This is a genomic window from Microbacterium sp. 22179 (assembly GCF_052045715.1).
GTDB classification, from domain to species: domain Bacteria; phylum Actinomycetota; class Actinomycetes; order Actinomycetales; family Microbacteriaceae; genus Microbacterium; species Microbacterium galbinum.
Window position 1 is genome coordinate 625327 of sequence record NZ_JBQEPJ010000001.1, and the last position, 17811, is coordinate 643137.

A 17811-nucleotide genomic window follows, 5' to 3' on the forward strand; every position below is an offset into this window, starting at 1 on the left:
GCGGGGACGCAGGGGGATCTGGGCGGGGCTCCGAAGAGCCGAGGGAGAACTTCCGACGCGTGCAGCCACATCCCGAATGTACCGCTCCGGTCAGACCTCCGATACCGGGTGGACAAGCGCGTCGCGACCCGACATCATTCGACCAGGAAAAGTCGCATCGACGTGCCGGCGACGGGGAGGACGTCACCGGGGGCGAACACCTCGCGGTCGTCCGACGGACGCTCGTCGGCGCTGGACCAGAGCGACACGAAGCGGGTGGCGCCCTCGATCTCCTCCGGCAGCCGTACGTCGATCGGGGACTCGGTGCCGTGCACGATCAGAAGGATGCGATTCGCGTCCTCGGCATCCGGCGTGGATGCCGCGACGTACTGGAGCGTGCGGTTGCCCGGATCCGTCCACTGATCGCTCTCCATCGTCTCGCCGTTCTGGTCGAACCAGTCCATCACCGAGGCGTTCGGGATGTGCTCGCCGAGGCGCGCGTACCGGCTCGGGCGCAGCGCGGGGTTCTGCGAGCGCAGCTCGATCAGGCGTGCGACGTGCGCCTGCAGGTCGAGCTGCCACGGTTCGTAGTCCCAGGCCAGCCACGTGAGGGCGGAGTCCTGTGCGTAGGCGTTGTTGTTGCCCCGCTGCGTGCGACCGACCTCATCGCCCGCGGTGAGCATGGGGATACCGGCCGAGAGCAGCAGCGTGCCGAGGAGATTGCGCATCGCCTTGCGCCGGGCGGAGAGGATCGCGGCATCGTCGGTCGGTCCCTCGACACCGTGGTTGAAGGCGCGGTTCGTGTCCGCGCCGTCGCGATTGTGCTCGCCGTTGGCCTCGTTGTGCTTGACGTCGTACGAAACGAGATCGTGCAGGGTGAAGCCGTCGTGGGCGGTGACGAAGTTGACGCTCGCGAGCGGCCCGCGCTTCTCATCGAACGTGTTCGACGATCCGGCGAGTCGCGTCGCGAATCCGCCGATGCCGACCGGCGCCGACGCCCGACGCGCGTAGTCGATGTCGCTCAGCCAGAAGTTGCGCACGCGGTCGCGGTAGCGGTCGTTCCACTCGTGCCACCCCGCCGGGAAGTTGCCGGTCTGCCATCCGCCGAGCCCCACGTCCCACGGCTCGGCGATCAGTTTGGTGTCGCGCAGCACCGGATCGTTCGCGATCGCCGTCAGGAGCGGATGCTCGGGGGAGTAGGTGTGGTCCGCGTCGCGGGCGATCGACGTCGCGAGGTCGAAGCGGAACCCGTCGATCTGCATCTCCTGCGCCCAGTAGCGCAGGGAGTCGAGCACGAGGCGCGCACCGGCATCCGTCGACGTGTTCAGGGTGTTGCCGCAACCGGTCGTGTCGATGTACGCGCCACTCGCGTCCTGGCGGTAGTAGTTCGCGTTGTCGAGACCGCGCAGGCTGGAGCGGGGGCCGCCGATGCCCTCTTCCGACGTGTGGTTGTAGACGACGTCGAGGATGACTTCGAGCCCGGCTTCGTGGAGCAGACGCACCATCCCCTTGAACTCCGCGAGGACCGCTTCGGGTCCCTCCTTGCGTGCATCCTCCGAGGCGTAGGCGGTGTGCGGGGTGAAGAAGTTCAGCGTGTTGTAGCCCCAGTAGTTCGTGAGCCCGCGCTCGAGCAGGCGCGGCTCCGGGACGAACGCGTGCACGGGCAGGAGTTCGATCGAGGTAATCCCGAGCGTGTGGAAGTACTCGATCATCGCCGGGTGGGCGAGCCCGGCGTAGGTGCCGTGAAGGGCGGGCGGCACATCGGGCTGTCGCTTGGTGAGGCCCTTGAGGTGGCCCTCGTAGATGATCGTGCGGTCGAGCGGGACACGCGGCTTACGGGATTCCCCCCAGTCGAAACCGTCGACGATCACGACCGACCGCCACTCCTCGTACCCGCCGCCCTGGGCGAGGCCACGGGCGTAGGGATCGAGGAGCAGCGTCTCGGGGTTGAACGTATTGCCCGGTCCGTGCGGGCCACCGACGCGGATCGCGTACCGGGTTCCGGCCTGGAGGAGCGGTGTCGTGACCTCCCACACCCCGCCCGGAAGGCGCTCGAGGGAGACCTGGTCGGTCGCCCAGTCGAGATCGGTGGCGTCGAACACCACGAGTTCGACGGAGGACGCATTCTGCGACCAGACGCGCAGCGTGCCGACCCCGTCGTGCAAACGCACGCCGAGATCGTCGAGGGTGGTGCCGCCGGGCGCGGCGAAGACTCGGGTCTCGGGCATGAATACACCCTAGAGTGCTGCGCTCGGGTGTCGGACCAGTGAGAAGCGGGTTCCGTGCGCCGATGCACGTCGGAATGAGGGAGAGTGGAGAGATGCACTATCTCGACCACGCCGCGACGACTCCGCTGCGCCCGGAGGCGCGCGATGCCTGGCTCGCCGCGAGCGAGACGATCGGCAATGCATCGTCGACGCACGGCGCCGGACAGGATGCCCGTCGGCTCCTCGAGGAGTCGCGTGAACGGGTGGCCGAGGTGCTCGACGCCGACCCGATCGAGATCGTCTTCACCTCGGGCGGCACCGAGTCGATCAATCTCGCGCTCCAGGGGAGCTGGCGCGCCCGCGCTCAGGGACGCGACGCGATCGTCCTGCCCGACGGTGAGCACCACGCGACCATGGACACCGTGGAATCCCTCCAGAGCGAGGGGGCGGTCGTGCGCCCCGTCGCCCTGACCTCGACGGCGCTCATCGATCCGGTGCGCTTCGCCGCGGCACTCCCCGGAGCCGCCCTCGCCACCGCACTGGTCGCGAACAACGAAGCGGGCACGGTGAACTCCGCCGCAGAGCTGGCCTCCACTGCGGCGGAGGCCGGCGTGCCCCTGCACCTGGATGCCGTCGCCGCGCTCGGCCATCTGCCGCTGTCGTTCCGGCGACTCCGCGGTGACGCCGGAACGGGGGTCGGGCTCGTGGCCCTCAGCCTCGCCGGGCACAAGATCGGAGCGCCGGTCGGCGTCGGTGCGCTGATCGTCGCCCGGACCGCGCGCATGGCTCCGTTGCTCCGGGGCGGGGCGCAGCAGCGCGGCCTCCGCGCCGGTACCCAGGACGTCCCGGGTGCCGCCGCCTTCGCCACGGCTCTCGAGCTCGCCGAGCGTGAGCGTCCCGCCGAAGCGATCCGACTCGGCGCGCTGCGGGACCGGTTGGTCGCCGGCATCCGAGCGCGGGTGCCCGAGGCCGTGCTGCTCGGCGACCCGGTCGATCGGCTCCCGGGCAACGCGCACCTCCTCTTTCCTGGTGCGGTGGGGGAGAGTCTGCTCTTCCTGCTCGACACCGCGGGCGTCGCCGCCTCGACCGGGTCCGCGTGTCAGGCGGGGGTCGCGGAGCCCTCGCACGTGGTGCGGGCGATGGGGCGGAGCGAGCAGGATGCGCGGAGCGTCCTGCGGTTCAGCCTGGGACGAACGTCGACGGATGACGACGTCACCGCCGTCGTGGAGGTGATCGGAGACGCCTATCTCCGCGCATCCGGCTCCGGCTCAGCCGCACGATCGTAGACTGGATCCATGCGAATCCTGGCGGCGATGAGTGGCGGAGTGGACTCCGCCGTTGCCGCGGCGCGCGCGGTCGAGGCCGGCCACGAGGTCGTGGGGGTGCATCTCGCGCTCTCTCGTGCCGGTGGCACTCTCCGCACCGGCAGCCGCGGATGTTGCACGATCGAGGACGCCATGGACGCGCGCCGCGCGGCGGACCGGCTCGGCATCCCTTTCTACGTGTGGGACTTCTCGGAGCGGTTCCGCGACGACGTGATCGATGACTTCATCTCGGAGTACCAGGCGGGTCGCACCCCCAACCCGTGCATGCGCTGCAACGAGAAGATCAAGTTCGCGGCCCTGTTGGAGCGGGCGATCGAACTGGGCTTCGATGCGGTCTGCACGGGGCACTACGCCACACTCGTGGACGGCGAGGGCGGGCTCGAGCTGCATCGCGCATCCGACAACGCGAAGGATCAGTCCTATGTGCTGGGAGTGCTCACGGCCGAGCAGCTCGCACACACGTACTTCCCGCTGGGGACGACGCCGTCCAAGGCTCTGGTGCGCGCGGAGGCCGCGGAGCGCGGCCTGAGCGTCGCGCAGAAGCCCGACAGCCATGACATCTGCTTCATCCCCGACGGCGACACGCGCGGCTGGCTGGCCGAGAAGGTCGGCACCGCGACCGGCGAGATCGTCGACCGCAGCGGCGCCGTCGTGGGCTCGCACGAGGGGGCGCACGGTTATACGGTCGGACAGCGCAGAGGCCTGAAGCTCGGCATCCCGGCCGCCGACGGCAAGCCGCGCTTCGTGCTCGAGGTCCGTCCCGTGTCGAACACGGTCGTCGTCGGCCCCAAGGAGGCGCTCGCGATCCGCGAGATCTCGGGTGCGAGATTCAGCTGGGCGGGGGCAGCGCCGACGGCATCCGACTTCGACTGCCACGTACAGATCCGCGCCCACGCCGAGCCGGTCGAGGCGACCGCTTCTGTCGATGCAGACGGCGTGAGGGTGGTGCCGGTCGTGCCGCTCGACGGCGTCGCCCCCGGACAGACCGCGGTGCTCTACGTCGGTACGCGCGTGCTCGGCCAGTTCACCATCGACCGGACGGTCTCGGCGGTTCCGGTCGACGCCTGAGCGGAACCGCCGAATGTCGGTGCCCGCTCGTAGACTTGCCGGGTGCCCGACATCATCTCGCTCGAAGACGCCCGCATCGAGGCCGAGGAGCTGACCACCCGCATCCTCGAAGCGAAGGATGCCTACTACGGTCGCGATACCTCGCTGGTCGACGACGCGACCTACGACGGGTGGATGCATCGGCTCGAAGAACTCGAGCGTCTGCATCCCGAGCTGCAGGGTCAGGATTCGCCCACGCAGATGGTCGGCGCGGCCGAGACGACCGGGCTCGCGACGATCGAGCACGCCGAGCGCATGCTCAGCCTCGACAACGTGTTCTCCCTCGACGAGCTCCGGGAGTGGGCGGCGAAGACCCGCGCCTCCGCCGGTCGTGATGTCGCGTGGCTCACCGAGCTGAAGATCGACGGCCTCGCGATCAATCTCCGCTACGAGAACGGCGTCCTCACTTCCGCGGCCACGCGCGGCGACGGACGGGTCGGCGAGATCGTGACCGAGAACGCGCTGCGGCTGCCGGAGATCCCCGAGCGTCTCGACGGCGAAGGGCATCCCGCGATCGTCGAGGTGCGCGGCGAGGTCTTCATCCCGGTGGCCGCGTTCGAGCGACTCAACGCTGCGCAGGCGTCCTTCCGGGAACGCGCCTACTCCGATGCGCTCGCGCGCTGGGAGGCCCGCACCGGTGCGAAGCGCCCGTTCGACGAGGAGAAGGCGCGTACGGCGGCCGCTCGTCGTTTCCCCTCGTTCGCCAACCCCCGCAATGCCGCCAGTGGCGGGCTGCGCCAGCAGATCGACAAGAAGGACGGCCTCGAGCTCGAGGCGGGACTGTTGCGCATAGAATCCCTCGCTCTCTACGTGCACGGCATCGGCGCCTGGCAGAACCTGCCGGTCGCGGCTCAGAGCGAGGTGTACGAGCTTCTCTCGACCTGGGGCCTCCCGACGAGCCCGCACACGAAGGTCTGCGCGAGCATCGACGAGGTCACCGACTTCGTGGAGTACTTCGGCGAGCATCGTCACGACATCGAACACGAGCTCGACGGCATCGTGGTCAAGGTCGACGAGCTCGAACTCCACGACGAGCTCGGCGCGACGAGTCGGGCGCCCCGGTGGGCGATCGCCTACAAGTACCCGCCCGAGGAGGTGCAGACGAAGCTGCTCGACATCGTCGTCTCGGTCGGGCGCACCGGGCGCGCCACACCCTTCGCGGTGATGGCCCCGGCGCAGGTGGCGGGTTCCGTCGTGCGCCAGGCCACGCTGCACAACAAGGACGTGGTCAAGGCGAAGGGCGTGCTGATCGGAGACACGGTCGTGCTCCGCAAGGCCGGCGACGTGATCCCCGAGGTGTTGGGTCCTGTCGTCGAGCGTCGCGACGGGTCGGAACGCGAGTTCGTGATGCCGGAGGTCTGCCCCGAGTGCGGCACGGAGCTGCGGGCGATGAAGGAGGGCGACATCGATCTGCGTTGCCCCAACGCTCGCTCGTGCCCCGCCCAGGTGCGCGGTCGTGTCGAGCACATCGGTTCGCGTGGTGCGCTCGATGTCGAGGCGCTCGGTGAGGTGACGGCGGCCGCGCTCACTCAGCCGACGTCACCGGCGGAGCCCCCGCTCGTGACCGAGGCCGGTCTGTTCGACCTCTCGTTGGAGCAGCTGGTCCCGATCGAGCTGTTCGTGCGCGACGCCGAGACCGGCCTGCCCAAGCAGGACGACGACGGCATCGTCAAGACCCGTGCGCCGTTCCGTCGCAACCCGACGGCAGCCGAGAAGAAGTCGGGTGTCGAAGGTCCTCAACCGTCGTCCCAAGCCGTGACGCTGCTGGCGGAGCTGGAGAAGGCGAAGACCAAGGAACTCTGGCGCCTGCTGGTCTCGCTCAACATCCGTCACGTCGGACCGGTCGCGGCGCGCGCACTGGCCCAGTGGTTCGGCTCGCTCGATGCGATCCGTGGGGCGTCTCGCGAGGAGCTGGCGGCCGTCGAAGGAGTGGGCGGGATCATCGCCGACTCCCTTCTGGCATGGTTCGACGTGGATTGGCACGTCGCGATCGTCGATCAGTGGGCGGCGGCGGGAGTGCAATGGGCGACCCCCGGACACCCCGGCCCCGGAGCCGCCGTCTCGGCCGGAGGCGTGCTCGAGGGTCTCACGATCGTGGCCACGGGGTCGCTCGACGGGTACACGCGTGAAGGCGCCCAGGAGGCGATCATCCAGGCCGGCGGAAAAGCGGCCTCGAGCGTCTCGAAGAAGACCGACTTCGTCGCCGCAGGACCGGGGGCCGGATCCAAGCTCGGCAAGGCCGAGGAACTCGGCATCCGCATCCTCGACGCCGCGCAGTTCCACCTGCTGGTGACGGAGGGACCCGAGGCGCTCGGCGAGGTGTCTTCGGCGGAATGAGGCGTTACGGTCCGCTCATCGTCGCCGAGGGCGCGCTCGTCGTGGGTGACCCGGGGCGCGGCCACCTCCGCCTCACGGAAGACGTCGTCGTGCACCGGCACGGGGCCGGAGCAGGCCGGGTGTTCGCGTGGGAGCACCTCTCGTCGGTGCGGCTCGACGTTCCGACGACGGGATTCCGTTACCCGGGGCTGGCAAGCACGATCGGGCTGGGAATCCTCGCTGCGGCGGCGCAGGAGGATGTCGGTATCGGACCGGATGACGGTTCGGTGGAGCTCATCGTCCGCGGCGAGGTGCAGCGCCTCGATCTCGGACGCCACCACGTCGGAGGGTACTGGCGCCCGACGGTCGTCGGCGCTCAACTGCTGCTCGACCAGTTGATCGGTCACCCTGAGCAGCGCCTTCTGCTGGCGCGACCCGAGGTGCTGGTCGATCTCGCGGCGAAGCTCGCGCGGCGCGAGGCCGGCTAGCTCCGCCGCGAGCGCTCAGTTCTTGTGCCGCGGCTTGCGGAACGGCTTCTCCTCGCGGTCGCCACGCGGCGGACGGCTGTCGTCGTTGCGGCGCGGACGATCGTCACGGTCGCGCCGGTCGAAGCGAGCGCCGCCCTCACGCGGCCCGCCGCGTCGCGCACCCGGTCCACGATCCGGCTTGATCTCGATGAGCTGGCCCGAGATGCGTGTGCTGCTCAGCTTCTCGAGAACGGCCGGGTCGAGGTTCGCGGGAAGCTCGACGATCGAGAAGTCGGGGCGGATGTTGATCGCCCCGAAGTCGTCGCGTCCGAGGCCGCCCTCGTTCGCCAGCGCGCCGACGATCTGTCGCGGCTCGACACGGTGGCGCCGACCGACCTCGATGCGGTAGGCGGCGTAGTCGCCACGCCCGCGGCGCTCGGTGCGGGGCTCGCGGGTATCGCGCGCGTTGCGCTCGCGCGGCGGGCGGTTGTCGGCGGCGACGGCCTTCGCGAGAGGGTCGTCCGCCGGGTCGAGCAGCAGGGGAGTGTCCCCCTGGGCGACGATCGCGAGGGCCGCGGCGACATCGCCCTCGGGGACGTCGTGGTTGCGGACGTAGTGGGCGACCACATCGCGGAACGACTCGATCCGGGCGGCGTCTCCGAGAGCGGCCGTGATCGCGTCGTCGAACCGGGTGAGGCGCGTGGTGTTGACGTCTTCCGTGGTCGGGAGCTGCATCTGCGTCGGCTCCTGACGCGTCGCCTTCTCGATGTGCTTGAGGAGGTAGCGCTCACGCGGAGTGATGAAGCTGATCGCGTCACCGGTGCGACCGGCGCGGCCGGTGCGACCGATGCGGTGCACGTACGATTCCGTGTCGGTCGGGATGTCGAAGTTGATGACGTGGCTGATGCGCTCGACGTCGAGGCCGCGGGCGGCGACATCGGTGGCGACGAGGATGTCGAGCTTGCCGTCCTTGAGCTGGTTGACGCTGCGCTCGCGCTGCACCTGCGGCACGTCGCCGTTGATCGCCGCGGCCGAGTACCCGCGCGCACGTAGCTTCTCGGCGAGCGTCTCGGTCTCGTTCTTGGTGCGGACGAAGACGATCATGCCGTCGAAGTTCTCGACCTCGAGGATGCGGGTCAGCGCATCGACCTTCTGCGCATAGGACACCACCAGGTATCGCTGGGTGATGTTCGTGCCGGTCGCGGTCTTCGACTTGATGCTGATCTCTTCGGGATCGCGCAGGTACTTCTGCGCCAGACGGCGGATCTGCGGCGGCATCGTGGCTGAGAAGAGGGCGACCTGCTTCTCTTCGGGCGTCTGCGCGAGGATCTGCTCGACGTCTTCCGCGAAGCCCATCTTGAGCATCTCGTCGGCCTCGTCGAGCACGAGGTACTGCAGCTCGGAGAGGTCGAGCGTGCCCTTGGCGAGGTGGTCCATGATGCGGCCGGGGGTACCGACCACCACGTGCACGCCGCGGCGGAGAGCCGACAACTGGACGCCGTAGCCCTGGCCGCCGTAGACGGGCAGCACGTGGACGCCCTTCATCTTCGAGGCGTACGACTCGAACGCCTCGCACACCTGGAGCGCGAGTTCGCGGGTCGGGGCGAGCACGAGGGCCTGCGGCGTCTTCTGCGAGACGTCGAGACGCTCGAGGACGGGCAGCGCGAAGGCCGCGGTCTTTCCCGTGCCGGTCTGCGCCATGCCGACGACGTCGCGACCCGCGAGGAGCGTCGGGATGGTGGCCGCCTGGATGGGCGACGGGGTCTCGTAGCCGAGGTCACGGATGGCTTTGAGGACGGGCCCGGTGATGCCGAGATCCTCGAATCCGGGGGTCGCGGGGGAGTCCTCGGGGGCGTCGGTCAGCACTGCATCTTCAGGGGTCACTTCCCAAGGGTAGCGCCCCGCGGATGTTGCGCGCCTGTGAGGGCGTCCTCAGGAACCGCTGGTGAGTGCGAGAAGACGCTCCTTGACCTGCCGCCGGAGCACCTTTCCGATGAGGGATTTCGGCAGTTCGTCGACCACGAACAGCCGGCGCGGAACCTTGTAAGGGGTGAGGATCCCCCGCACGAACTCGCGGATCGCTTCGACGTCGACGTCGACACCGCCGTCGACGACGATCGCTGCGGCGACCTCTTCGCCGGAGTGCGCGCTCGGAAGGCCGATGACCGCGGCATCGACGATCTGCGGATGCTGCCGCAGCGCGTTCTCGACCTCGGTGGGGGCGACGTTGAACCCGCCCGTGATGATGAGCTCTTTGATGCGGTCCACGATCCGCACGAAGCCGGCGTCATCGATCGTGACGATGTCACCCGTGCGATACCAGCCGTCGGCGAAGACGGCATCCGTCTCCTCCGGCTTGCCGTAATAGCCCGAGAAGACCTGCGGACCGCGCACGACGAGCTCGCCCGCCGATCCGGCCGGGACATCGACCGTCGGATTCTCGGGATCGACCACGCGGCACTCGGTACCGGGCAGCGGGAGACCGACGGTGCCGGGCACGCGGTTGTCGGCGACGGGGTTGGCCATGAGCACGGGGGAGCACTCGCTGAGTCCGTATCCCTCGACGAGGAAACCGTGCGTCGCCGCCTCGAAGGGGACGACGAGTTCGTGGGGCAGCGCCATGGCGCCGGAGATCGCGACCTCGATGCCGTCGAGCGAGACGCCCTTCTGGTTCGCCGCCGCGAGCAGGCGATCGGCGATCGGCGGCACGAGGGGCAGGAACGTGGCGGGGTGCTTCTTCATCGCGTCGAGCACGAGATCGGGATCGAACTTGGGGAAGAGCACGAGGCGCGCACCCATCGACATCGCGAACGTGAGGCACAGCGTGAGGCCGTAGGCGTGGAACATCGGGAGGACGGCGTAGACGACGCATCCCTTGCCGCGCTGGATCGACGGGACCCACGCCTGGGCCTGCGCGGCATTGGCCAGGAGGTTGCGGTGGGTCAGCGAGGCGCCCTTGGGGGTGCCGGTCGTGCCCGACGTGTACTGGATGATGGCGAGGTCATCGGTCGCGGGGCGCGGATGCGACTCCGGGATCGGGTCGTGGGAGACGAGCGACTCCCAGGTCACCGTTCCACGGACGCGAGTGGTGAGAGCCGCGCGGGATTCCCGAGCCTTCGCCACGGGAAGGCGCAGCGCGATGCGGGTGAGGAACGGCATCGCCGTGGTCACGTCGACCGAGACGAGGGTCGACACCGCGAGATCGGACGGGAACTCCTGCACGGTCGAGACGACCTTGTTCCAGACGATCGCATGCTTCGCGCCGTGGTCCTCGAACTGCTTCCGCAGCTCGCGGGGCGTGTACAGCGGATTGTGCTCGACGACGACCGCTCCGAGCCGCAGGACGGCGTAGAACGCGACGATGTGCTGCGGGCAGTTCGGCAGCACGATCGCGACCGGGTCGCCCGCGCGCACGCCGAGATCGCGGAGTCCGCCGGCGACGCGGTCGATCGCATCCTGCAACTCGGCGTACGTGGTCTCGCGGCCGAAGAACTGCAGAGCCGGTGCATCGGGATAGTCCCGCACCGACTCGGCGACGATGTCGATCAGGGATCCCGAGACGGGAGCGAGGTCTTCCGGGACGCCGTCTGCGTAGCTGGCGACCCACGGGCGAGGAGGCTGGAACGTACTCACGCGCCCCAGCATAGGGGGAGGGATCGAACGCACGGAGGCGGCTGTGGAGGAAGCCGCTGACTAGACTTGCAGGCGTGTCTGAAATCACCCCCGAACTCGTGCGGCATCTCGGTGTGCTCGCACGCATCCAGCTGAACGACGACGAGGTGTCGCGGCTCACGGGCCAGCTCGACGCGATCGTCGACAACATCGCGAAGGTGTCGGAGGTCGCGACCGCCGACGTCGTCGCGACGAGCCACCCGATCCCGCTGAGCAACGTCTTCCGTCCCGACGTCGTCGGGCAGACGCTGACGCACGAGCAGGTGCTGCAGAACGCTCCGGATGCTGCCGACGGCCGCTTCCGCGTCACCGCGATCCTGGGAGAAGAGCAGTGAGCGACATCATCCGCCTGGACGCCTCCGACCTCGCGGCGAAGCTCGCCGCCGGGGAGGTGTCGAGCGTCGAGGCGACGCAGGCGCACCTCGACCGCATCGCCGCCGTGGACGGCGACGTCCACGCCTTCCTGCACGTGAACGCAGGGGCGCTCGAGGCCGCAGCGGCCATCGACGCGCGCCGTGCCGCGGGTGAGGAGCTGGGCCCGCTCGCCGGTGTGCCGCTCGCGATCAAGGACGTGCTGGTCACGACCGATCAGCCCACCACCAGCGGCTCGCGCATCCTCGAGGGATACCGTTCGCCGTACGACGCGACGGTCGTGGCGCGCTCGCGCGCCGCGGGTCTCGTTCCCCTCGGCAAGACCAACATGGACGAGTTCGCGATGGGCTCGTCGACCGAGCACTCGGCGTACGGCCCCACCCACAACCCGTGGGACCTGGAGCGCATCCCGGGCGGTTCCGGCGGTGGGTCGGCTGCAGCCGTCGCCGCTTTCGAGGCCCCGATCGCGCTCGGCTCGGACACCGGCGGATCGATTCGCCAGCCCGCGCACGTGACCGGCACGGTCGGCGTGAAGCCGACCTATGGCGGGGTCAGCCGGTACGGGGCGATCGCCCTGGCGTCCAGCCTCGACCAGGTCGGCCCCGTCTCGCGCACCGTCCTCGACTCCGGACTCCTGCACGATGTCATCGCCGGTCACGACCCGAAGGACTCGACGTCGCTGAAGGACGCCTGGCCGTCGTTCGCCGAGGCCGCCCGCGAGGGCGCGCGCGGCGACGTGCTCAAGGGTCTCAAGGTCGGTGTCATCCGCGAACTGCCCGACAGCGGCTTCCAGCCGGGGGTCGCGGCATCCTTCCGCGCCTCGCTCGCGCTCATGGAGGCGCAGGGAGCCGAGATCGTCGAGATCGGCGCACCGCACTTCGAATACGGTGTGGCGGCGTACTACCTGATCCTCCCCGCGGAGGCGTCGAGCAACCTCGCGAAGTTCGACTCGGTGCGCTTCGGCCTGCGGGTCACTCCGGACGGGAACCCGACCGTCGAGGACGTCATGTCCGCGACGCGCGACGCCGGTTTCGGCGACGAGGTCAAGCGCCGCATCATCCTCGGCACCTACGCGCTGTCGGCGGGATACTACGACGCGTACTACGGCAGTGCCCAGAAGGTGCGCACGCTCATCCAGCAGGACTTCGCCGCCGCCTTCGCGGAGGTCGACGTGATCGCGACGCCGTCGGCGCCGACGACCGCGTTCAAGCTCGGCGAGAAGATCGACGACCCGCTGCAGATGTATCTCAACGACATCACGACGATTCCCGTGAACCTCGCGGGTGTGCCGGGGATCTCGATCCCGAGCGGTCTGGCGGACGACGACGGTCTCCCCGTCGGCATCCAGTTCATCGCTCCGGCGCGTGAGGACGCCCGCCTCTACCGTGTGGGAGCCGCACTCGAGACGCTCCTCGTTGATTCGTGGGGCGCCCCGCTGCTCACCCGCGCACCCCAGCTCGCAGGAGGGAACCGCTGATGGCCGCCGCCAAGCTCATGGACTTCGACAAGGCCCTCGAACTGTTCGAGCCCGTGCTCGGATTCGAGGTGCACGTCGAGCTGAACACGAACACGAAGATGTTCTCGGACGCGCCGAACCCGGCGAACGAGGCGTATCACGCCGCGGAGCCGAACACGCTGATCGCGCCGGTCGACCTCGGTCTCCCCGGCTCACTGCCCGTCGTGAACGAGACGGCGATCCGGTCGTCGATCAGCCTCGGGCTCGCCCTGGGCTGCTCGATCGCGGAGTCGAGCCGTTTCGCGCGCAAGAACTACTTCTACCCCGACCTCGGGAAGAACTATCAGATCTCGCAGTACGACGAGCCGATCGCGTACGAGGGGTCGGTCGAGGTCGAGCTCGAGGACGGCACGCTCATCACGATCCCGATCGAGCGCGCGCACATGGAGGAGGACGCCGGCAAGCTGACCCACATGGGCGGCGCGACCGGTCGTATCCAGGGTGCGGAGTACTCGCTGGTCGACTACAACCGCGCGGGCGTGCCGCTGGTCGAGATCGTGACGAAGGTCATCACCGGCACGGAGCACCGCGCTCCCGAGGTCGCCAAGGCGTACGTCGCTGCGATCCGCGACATCGTGCGCGGACTCGGCATCTCCGAGGCCCGTCTCGAGCGGGGCAACCTGCGCTGCGACGCGAACGTCTCCCTGCGACGCCGGGGCGAGGAGAAGCTCGGCACCCGCACGGAGACCAAGAACGTCAACTCCATGCGCTCGGTCGAGCGTGCGGTGCGGTACGAGATCCAGCGCCAGGCGCAGATCCTCGCCGATGGGGGCTCCATCACGCAGGAGACCCGCCACTGGCACGAGGACACCGGAACCACGTCTCCGGGTCGGCCGAAGTCGGATGCCGATGACTACCGCTACTTCCCGGAGCCGGATCTCCTCCCCGTCGAGCCAGCCGCTGCACTGATCGAGGAGCTGCGGGCGGCACTGCCCGAGCAGCCCGTCGCGCGGCGTCGTCGTCTGATGACCGAGTGGGGCTTCACGGATCTCGAGTTCCAGGACGTGCGCAACGGCGGCATCCTCGACGAGGTCGAGGCGACGATCGCGGCCGGGGCCGCGCCCGCGGCCGCTCGTAAGTGGTGGACCGGCGAGATCGCCCGTCTCGCCAACGCCCAGGAGAAGGATGCCGCTGCCCTGGTGAGCCCGCAGAACGTCGCCGCCCTGCAGAAGCTGGTCGACGCGGGAACGCTGACGGACAAGCTCGCCCGTCAGGTACTCGAGGGCGTCATCGCCGGCGAGGGAACGCCGCAGGAGGTCGTCGACGCCCGTGGCCTCGCGGTCGTCTCGGACGACGGCGCGCTGATCGCGGCGATCGACGATGCGTTCGCCGCCCAGCCGGACGTGCTGGCGAAGATCAAAGATGGCAAGGTGCAGGCCGCCGGTGCCGTGATCGGTGCGGTCATGAAGGCGATGAAGGGTCAGGCGGACGCCGCGCGCGTGCGCGAACTGATCCTCGAGCGCGCCGCGCAGTAGGTCCTGTTCTCCTTCGGGCCGGTGTCGGTGGTCCGAGGGAGAATGTTCTCATGGGGCACGGAGACGGCAGAGGGCGCATGGTGTCGTCGGCGGGAGCCGACGACACGGGGACGCGCATCCTGCACGTCGACATGGATGCCTTCTACGCGGCTGTCGAGGTGCTCGACGATCCGGGTCTTCGTGGGCTCCCGATCATCATCGGAGCACCCGATGGGCGTTCGGTCGTCTCGAGCGCGTCGTACGAGGCCCGTCGCTACGGGGTGCGCTCGGCCATGCCGGTTTCCCAGGCGATCAGGCTCTGCCCCTCGGCGCGGATCGTGATGCCGCACTTCCACCGGTATCGAGAGGTCTCCCGACAGGTGATGGCGATCTTCGAGTCATTCACGCCGCTGGTCGAGCCGCTGTCCGTCGACGAGGCGTTCCTCGATGTGCAGGGCGTGCGCCGGTTGTGGGGGAGCCCGGGGGTGATCGCCCGGCTCGTGCGCGAGCGCGTGGCGGACGAGGTCGGTATCACGTGCAGCGTCGGCGTCGCGGCGACCAAGCACGTCGCGAAGATGGCGTCGACGATCGCGAAACCCGATGGAATGCTCGTCGTTCCGGCGGCACGCACGCTCGAGTTCCTCTCGCCGCGGCCGGTCCGTGCGATGTGGGGTGTCGGCCCGAAGGCTGCCGAAGCGCTCGAGGCGCGCGGCATCCGGACGATCGGCGACATCCGTGAGTCCTCTCCGGAGATGCTCGACCGCGCCGTCGGCTCGGCGCTGAGCGCCCGTCTGGCGCAGCTCGCCCGCGGAGAAGACGCCCGAGCCGTCGAAACCGAGCGTGTGGAGAAGAGCATCGGACACGAGGAGACGTTCGAGCACGACATCCTCGATCGTCCGTTCCTCCGAGCGGAACTGTTGCGGCTCGCGGACCGCGTCGCCGCCCGTCTTCGCCGTGCGCAGTGGGAGGCGGCGACGGTCTCGATCAAGATCCGCTTCGACGACTTCCGCACCGTGAACCGCTCTCAGACGCTGTCGGAACCCACCGCGGTCGGACAGCGCATCGGCGAGGCCGCTCAGGCGCTGTTCGAGCAGATCGACCGTCGTGATCCGATCAGGCTCGTCGGAGTGCGTGCCGAGAAGCTGCAGCCGGCGGGCGGCGGTGGAATGGGGCTGTGGGACGACGACGAGGACTGGAGGCGGGTCGAGGGCGCGGTCGACGATGCCGTGGCTCGCTTCGGGACTGCGACCATCACACGCGCGCGACACATCGGGCGCGGCGAAGGGCGCGGGGCTGCACAGCATCCTCGGGCGCACGGCGTGGATTGACTCTCCGCAATACGTTGCGGTCGACTAGCGTGGTCCCATGCCGAACATTGCACTGGAACTCGGAAAGCAGGCCGCGTCCATCGGGGTCAAGAGCGCATACGGAGAGCCGCAGGACGTCGACGGCGTCAGCATCACTCCCGTCGCCTTCACCTACTCGGGCTTCGGCGGGGGAAGCGGCGACGGCGCGGAAGGCGGTGGCGGCGGCGGGGTCTCCGTTCCCGTCGGGGTCTATGTGCGTCGCGAGGAGGGGCTGCGTTTCGAGCCCAACATCGTCACGCTGCTGGTCGTGGCAGTGCCGTTCGTCTGGGTCGCCGGCCGAACTCTCTCACGCATCATCCGTGCCCTCAAGAAGTGATGATCCTGTCGCTGCGGCGCTCGTCCGCGCGGCGGGGCTGATCTGCGACGATCTCCGCGCGTTGGCCGCGTCGAACCCGGTCGTCCTCATCGACGGCTGCAGCGGCGCGGGCAAGTCCACTCTCGCTGCGCGGGTCGTGGAAGAGTGGCCGCTCGTCGGTCGGGTGCAGGTCATCGCGCTCGATTCGCTCTATCCCGGGTGGGACGGCCTCGACGGGGGAGTCGAGCGGGCGCTGGAGGGAATCCTCCGGCCGCACGGGCGCGGGAAGCTCGGCGCATGGCAACGTTGGGATTGGGAACGCGCTACCGAGGCGGAGACGCACGCGGTCGACCCCGCGCTCGGGGTGATCGTCGAGGGCAGCGGACTGTTGACACCGGCCACGGCAGCCCTGGGCGATGTGCGGGTGTGGCTCGAGGCTGCGGAGCCGGTGCGCAAGCGCAGGGCGCTGACGCGCGACGGCGAGACCTACCGCCCGCACTGGGATCGTTGGGCGGCGCAGGAGCGCGCGCACATCGCGCGTGACGACCCCCGGTCGTTGGCGACGCGGATCATCGAGATCCCGTGACCCGTGGGCGTGTCAGTCGCCCATCTCCGCATCGATGAGGAGCTCGAGGCGGTACCCGATCCAGTCGTAGATCCCGAAACGCGGATCCTCGGGATCGTGGTCGTCGTCCTCGATGATCCCGAGGCCGGTGGCGAGGACCAGGCGGATCGCGTTCAGAGTGCGCAACCACGCATCGACCTCGCCGCGCGGGACCTCGAGGGTGTGGGCGCGGAGCATGTCGTCGTCGGTCATCGACGCGCGGAAGGATCGGAACGGGGCGAGTGCGCGGCGGACCACGTCGGCATCGGCGAGGCGGCGCTCGAGCAGATCGTCTCGGGTGGCCTCGGCGAAATCGCGTGACGCGTGCTCATCGTCGGGATAGGGGTTCGGTGCGAGACGATCGAGGGCCTCGTCGTTCGCATCCGCGGACGACAGCAACGTCGTGTACTCGTCGACGACTTCGTCCAGTCGCACGCCCTCGAGGGTGACGAGGGTGATCTCGACGGTAGCGGCGCTCACTGCGGGGCCTTCCGCACGGTCGCCCAGAGGCCGTACTCGTGCATGGCCTGAGCATGGACCTCCATGGTCTCGCGGGGCCCCGTGGCGACGATCGCGTGCCCGTCGTGGTGCACGGCGAGCATCAGCGACGTCGCGCGATCGATCGAGTAGCCGAAGTACGTGCGGAACACCCGTACGACGTAGCTCATGAGGTTGACCGGATCGTTCCAGACGACGACCTGCCAGGGCTCGAGCGGCGCGGCGCGGAGATCAATGTCCTCCACGACGTCCGGGACCACCGCAGGCGTGCTCATGCCCACCCCAGATCGTGGAGCTGGGCGTCGTCGAGGCCGTAGAAATGCGCGATCTCGTGCACGAGCGTGGTGTGGAGCTCGTCGCGGAGTTCCTCCTCGTCCTCGCACACGGCGAGGTGGGGTTCGCGGTAGACGACGATCCGGTCGGGGAGCTCGCCCATCCCGTACTGGGTGCGCTCGGTCAGGGCGAGCCCGTCGTACAGGCCGAGGAGGTCGAGGCTGCCGTCCTCCGGGCGGTCCTCGACGACGAACACGACGTTGTCGAGTCCGTCGACCATGTCGTCGGGCAGCCGATCGAGCTCGTCGACGACGAGGGTCTCGAAGGTCGTGGCATCCATTTCCATCGTCTTCAGCCTA

Annotated in this window: 16 protein-coding genes; 10 read left to right on the top strand and 6 right to left on the bottom strand. The window is 69.2% G+C overall.

Annotated elements, in window-relative coordinates; genetic code table 11:
• Window positions 1-134: 134 nt before the first annotated feature.
• A complete protein-coding gene (gene glgX / locus ACTJKK_RS03005; RefSeq protein ID WP_440746946.1) occupies window positions 135-2207 on the bottom strand; it encodes a glycogen debranching protein GlgX in 2073 nt (690 codons plus the stop codon).
• A gap of 92 nt (window positions 2208-2299) precedes the next feature.
• Here glgX and ACTJKK_RS03010 point away from each other — a divergent pair, with 92 nt between their 5' ends.
• From ACTJKK_RS03010 to ACTJKK_RS03025, 4 genes are read left to right on the top strand one after another with little or no spacing between them, the layout of a single operon-like run.
• Entirely contained in the window at window positions 2300-3472 is a 1173-nt protein-coding gene (locus tag ACTJKK_RS03010; RefSeq protein WP_440746947.1) for a cysteine desulfurase family protein, read from the top strand.
• A gap of 9 nt (window positions 3473-3481) precedes the next feature.
• Window positions 3482-4579 carry a tRNA 2-thiouridine(34) synthase MnmA gene (gene mnmA, locus ACTJKK_RS03015; protein WP_281731222.1) on the top strand — a complete coding sequence of 366 codons (1098 nt, stop codon included), beginning with the start codon at window positions 3482-3484 and terminating at the stop codon, window positions 4577-4579.
• Window positions 4580-4621: 42 nt separating this feature from the next.
• The gene (gene ligA, locus ACTJKK_RS03020; protein ID WP_440746948.1) at window positions 4622-6955 is read left to right on the top strand and encodes an NAD-dependent DNA ligase LigA; all 2334 of its coding nucleotides are present in this window, start codon (window positions 4622-4624) and stop codon (window positions 6953-6955) included.
• Window positions 6952-7422 (top strand): hypothetical protein, encoded by a 471-nt coding sequence (locus ACTJKK_RS03025; protein WP_440746949.1) that lies wholly within the window; start codon window positions 6952-6954, stop codon window positions 7420-7422. The genes ligA and ACTJKK_RS03025 overlap by 4 nt, the downstream gene beginning before the upstream one ends.
• A 15-nt stretch (window positions 7423-7437) precedes the next feature.
• Here the strand turns inward: ACTJKK_RS03025 and ACTJKK_RS03030 are convergent, their stop codons facing one another.
• Both ACTJKK_RS03030 and ACTJKK_RS03035 read right to left on the bottom strand, forming a co-directional pair.
• Window positions 7438-9285: a DEAD/DEAH box helicase gene (locus tag ACTJKK_RS03030; protein WP_372491552.1), complete on the bottom strand. Its 1848-nt coding sequence runs from the start codon at window positions 9283-9285 to the stop codon at window positions 7438-7440.
• A gap of 48 nt (window positions 9286-9333) precedes the next feature.
• Window positions 9334-11046, bottom strand: coding sequence for a long-chain-fatty-acid--CoA ligase (locus ACTJKK_RS03035; RefSeq protein ID WP_440746950.1), 1713 nt, complete (start codon window positions 11044-11046; stop codon window positions 9334-9336).
• Between the two features lie 62 nt (window positions 11047-11108).
• On the opposite strand from ACTJKK_RS03035, the gene gatC reads away from it, so the two are divergent.
• From gatC to ACTJKK_RS03065, 6 genes are read left to right on the top strand one after another with little or no spacing between them, the layout of a single operon-like run.
• On the top strand, window positions 11109-11408 hold the full coding sequence (gatC, locus tag ACTJKK_RS03040) for an Asp-tRNA(Asn)/Glu-tRNA(Gln) amidotransferase subunit GatC (RefSeq protein ID WP_029259178.1): 300 nt from the start codon (window positions 11109-11111) through the stop codon (window positions 11406-11408).
• A complete protein-coding gene (gatA, locus tag ACTJKK_RS03045; protein ID WP_440746951.1) occupies window positions 11405-12922 on the top strand; it encodes an Asp-tRNA(Asn)/Glu-tRNA(Gln) amidotransferase subunit GatA in 1518 nt (505 codons plus the stop codon). The genes gatC and gatA overlap by 4 nt, the downstream gene beginning before the upstream one ends.
• Window positions 12922-14436: an Asp-tRNA(Asn)/Glu-tRNA(Gln) amidotransferase subunit GatB gene (gatB, locus tag ACTJKK_RS03050; protein ID WP_247622567.1), complete on the top strand. Its 1515-nt coding sequence runs from the start codon at window positions 12922-12924 to the stop codon at window positions 14434-14436. The genes gatA and gatB overlap by 1 nt, the downstream gene beginning before the upstream one ends.
• Before the next feature lie 50 nt (window positions 14437-14486).
• Window positions 14487-15743, top strand: coding sequence for a DNA polymerase IV (dinB, locus tag ACTJKK_RS03055; protein WP_440746952.1), 1257 nt, complete (start codon window positions 14487-14489; stop codon window positions 15741-15743).
• 37 nt (window positions 15744-15780) lie between these two features.
• Window positions 15781-16098: a hypothetical protein gene (locus ACTJKK_RS03060; RefSeq protein ID WP_440746953.1), complete on the top strand. Its 318-nt coding sequence runs from the start codon at window positions 15781-15783 to the stop codon at window positions 16096-16098.
• Window positions 16082-16663, top strand: coding sequence for a hypothetical protein (locus tag ACTJKK_RS03065; RefSeq protein WP_440746954.1), 582 nt, complete (start codon window positions 16082-16084; stop codon window positions 16661-16663). Before ACTJKK_RS03060 ends, ACTJKK_RS03065 begins: the two co-directional genes overlap by 17 nt.
• A gap of 12 nt (window positions 16664-16675) precedes the next feature.
• Here ACTJKK_RS03065 and ACTJKK_RS03070 read toward each other — a convergent pair whose 3' ends face one another.
• The 3 genes from ACTJKK_RS03070 to ACTJKK_RS03080 are packed head-to-tail and all read right to left on the bottom strand — an operon-like array spanning window position 16676 to window position 17798.
• The gene (locus ACTJKK_RS03070; protein WP_440746955.1) at window positions 16676-17161 is read right to left on the bottom strand and encodes a DUF2017 family protein; all 486 of its coding nucleotides are present in this window, start codon (window positions 17159-17161) and stop codon (window positions 16676-16678) included.
• Window positions 17158-17454 carry an ATP-dependent Clp protease adapter ClpS gene (gene clpS, locus ACTJKK_RS03075; RefSeq protein WP_247956104.1) on the bottom strand — a complete coding sequence of 99 codons (297 nt, stop codon included), beginning with the start codon at window positions 17452-17454 and terminating at the stop codon, window positions 17158-17160. Before clpS ends, ACTJKK_RS03070 begins: the two co-directional genes overlap by 4 nt.
• Window positions 17451-17798 carry a metallopeptidase family protein gene (locus ACTJKK_RS03080; RefSeq protein ID WP_440746956.1) on the bottom strand — a complete coding sequence of 116 codons (348 nt, stop codon included), beginning with the start codon at window positions 17796-17798 and terminating at the stop codon, window positions 17451-17453. Before ACTJKK_RS03080 ends, clpS begins: the two co-directional genes overlap by 4 nt.
• Window positions 17799-17811: the final 13 nt, after the last annotated feature.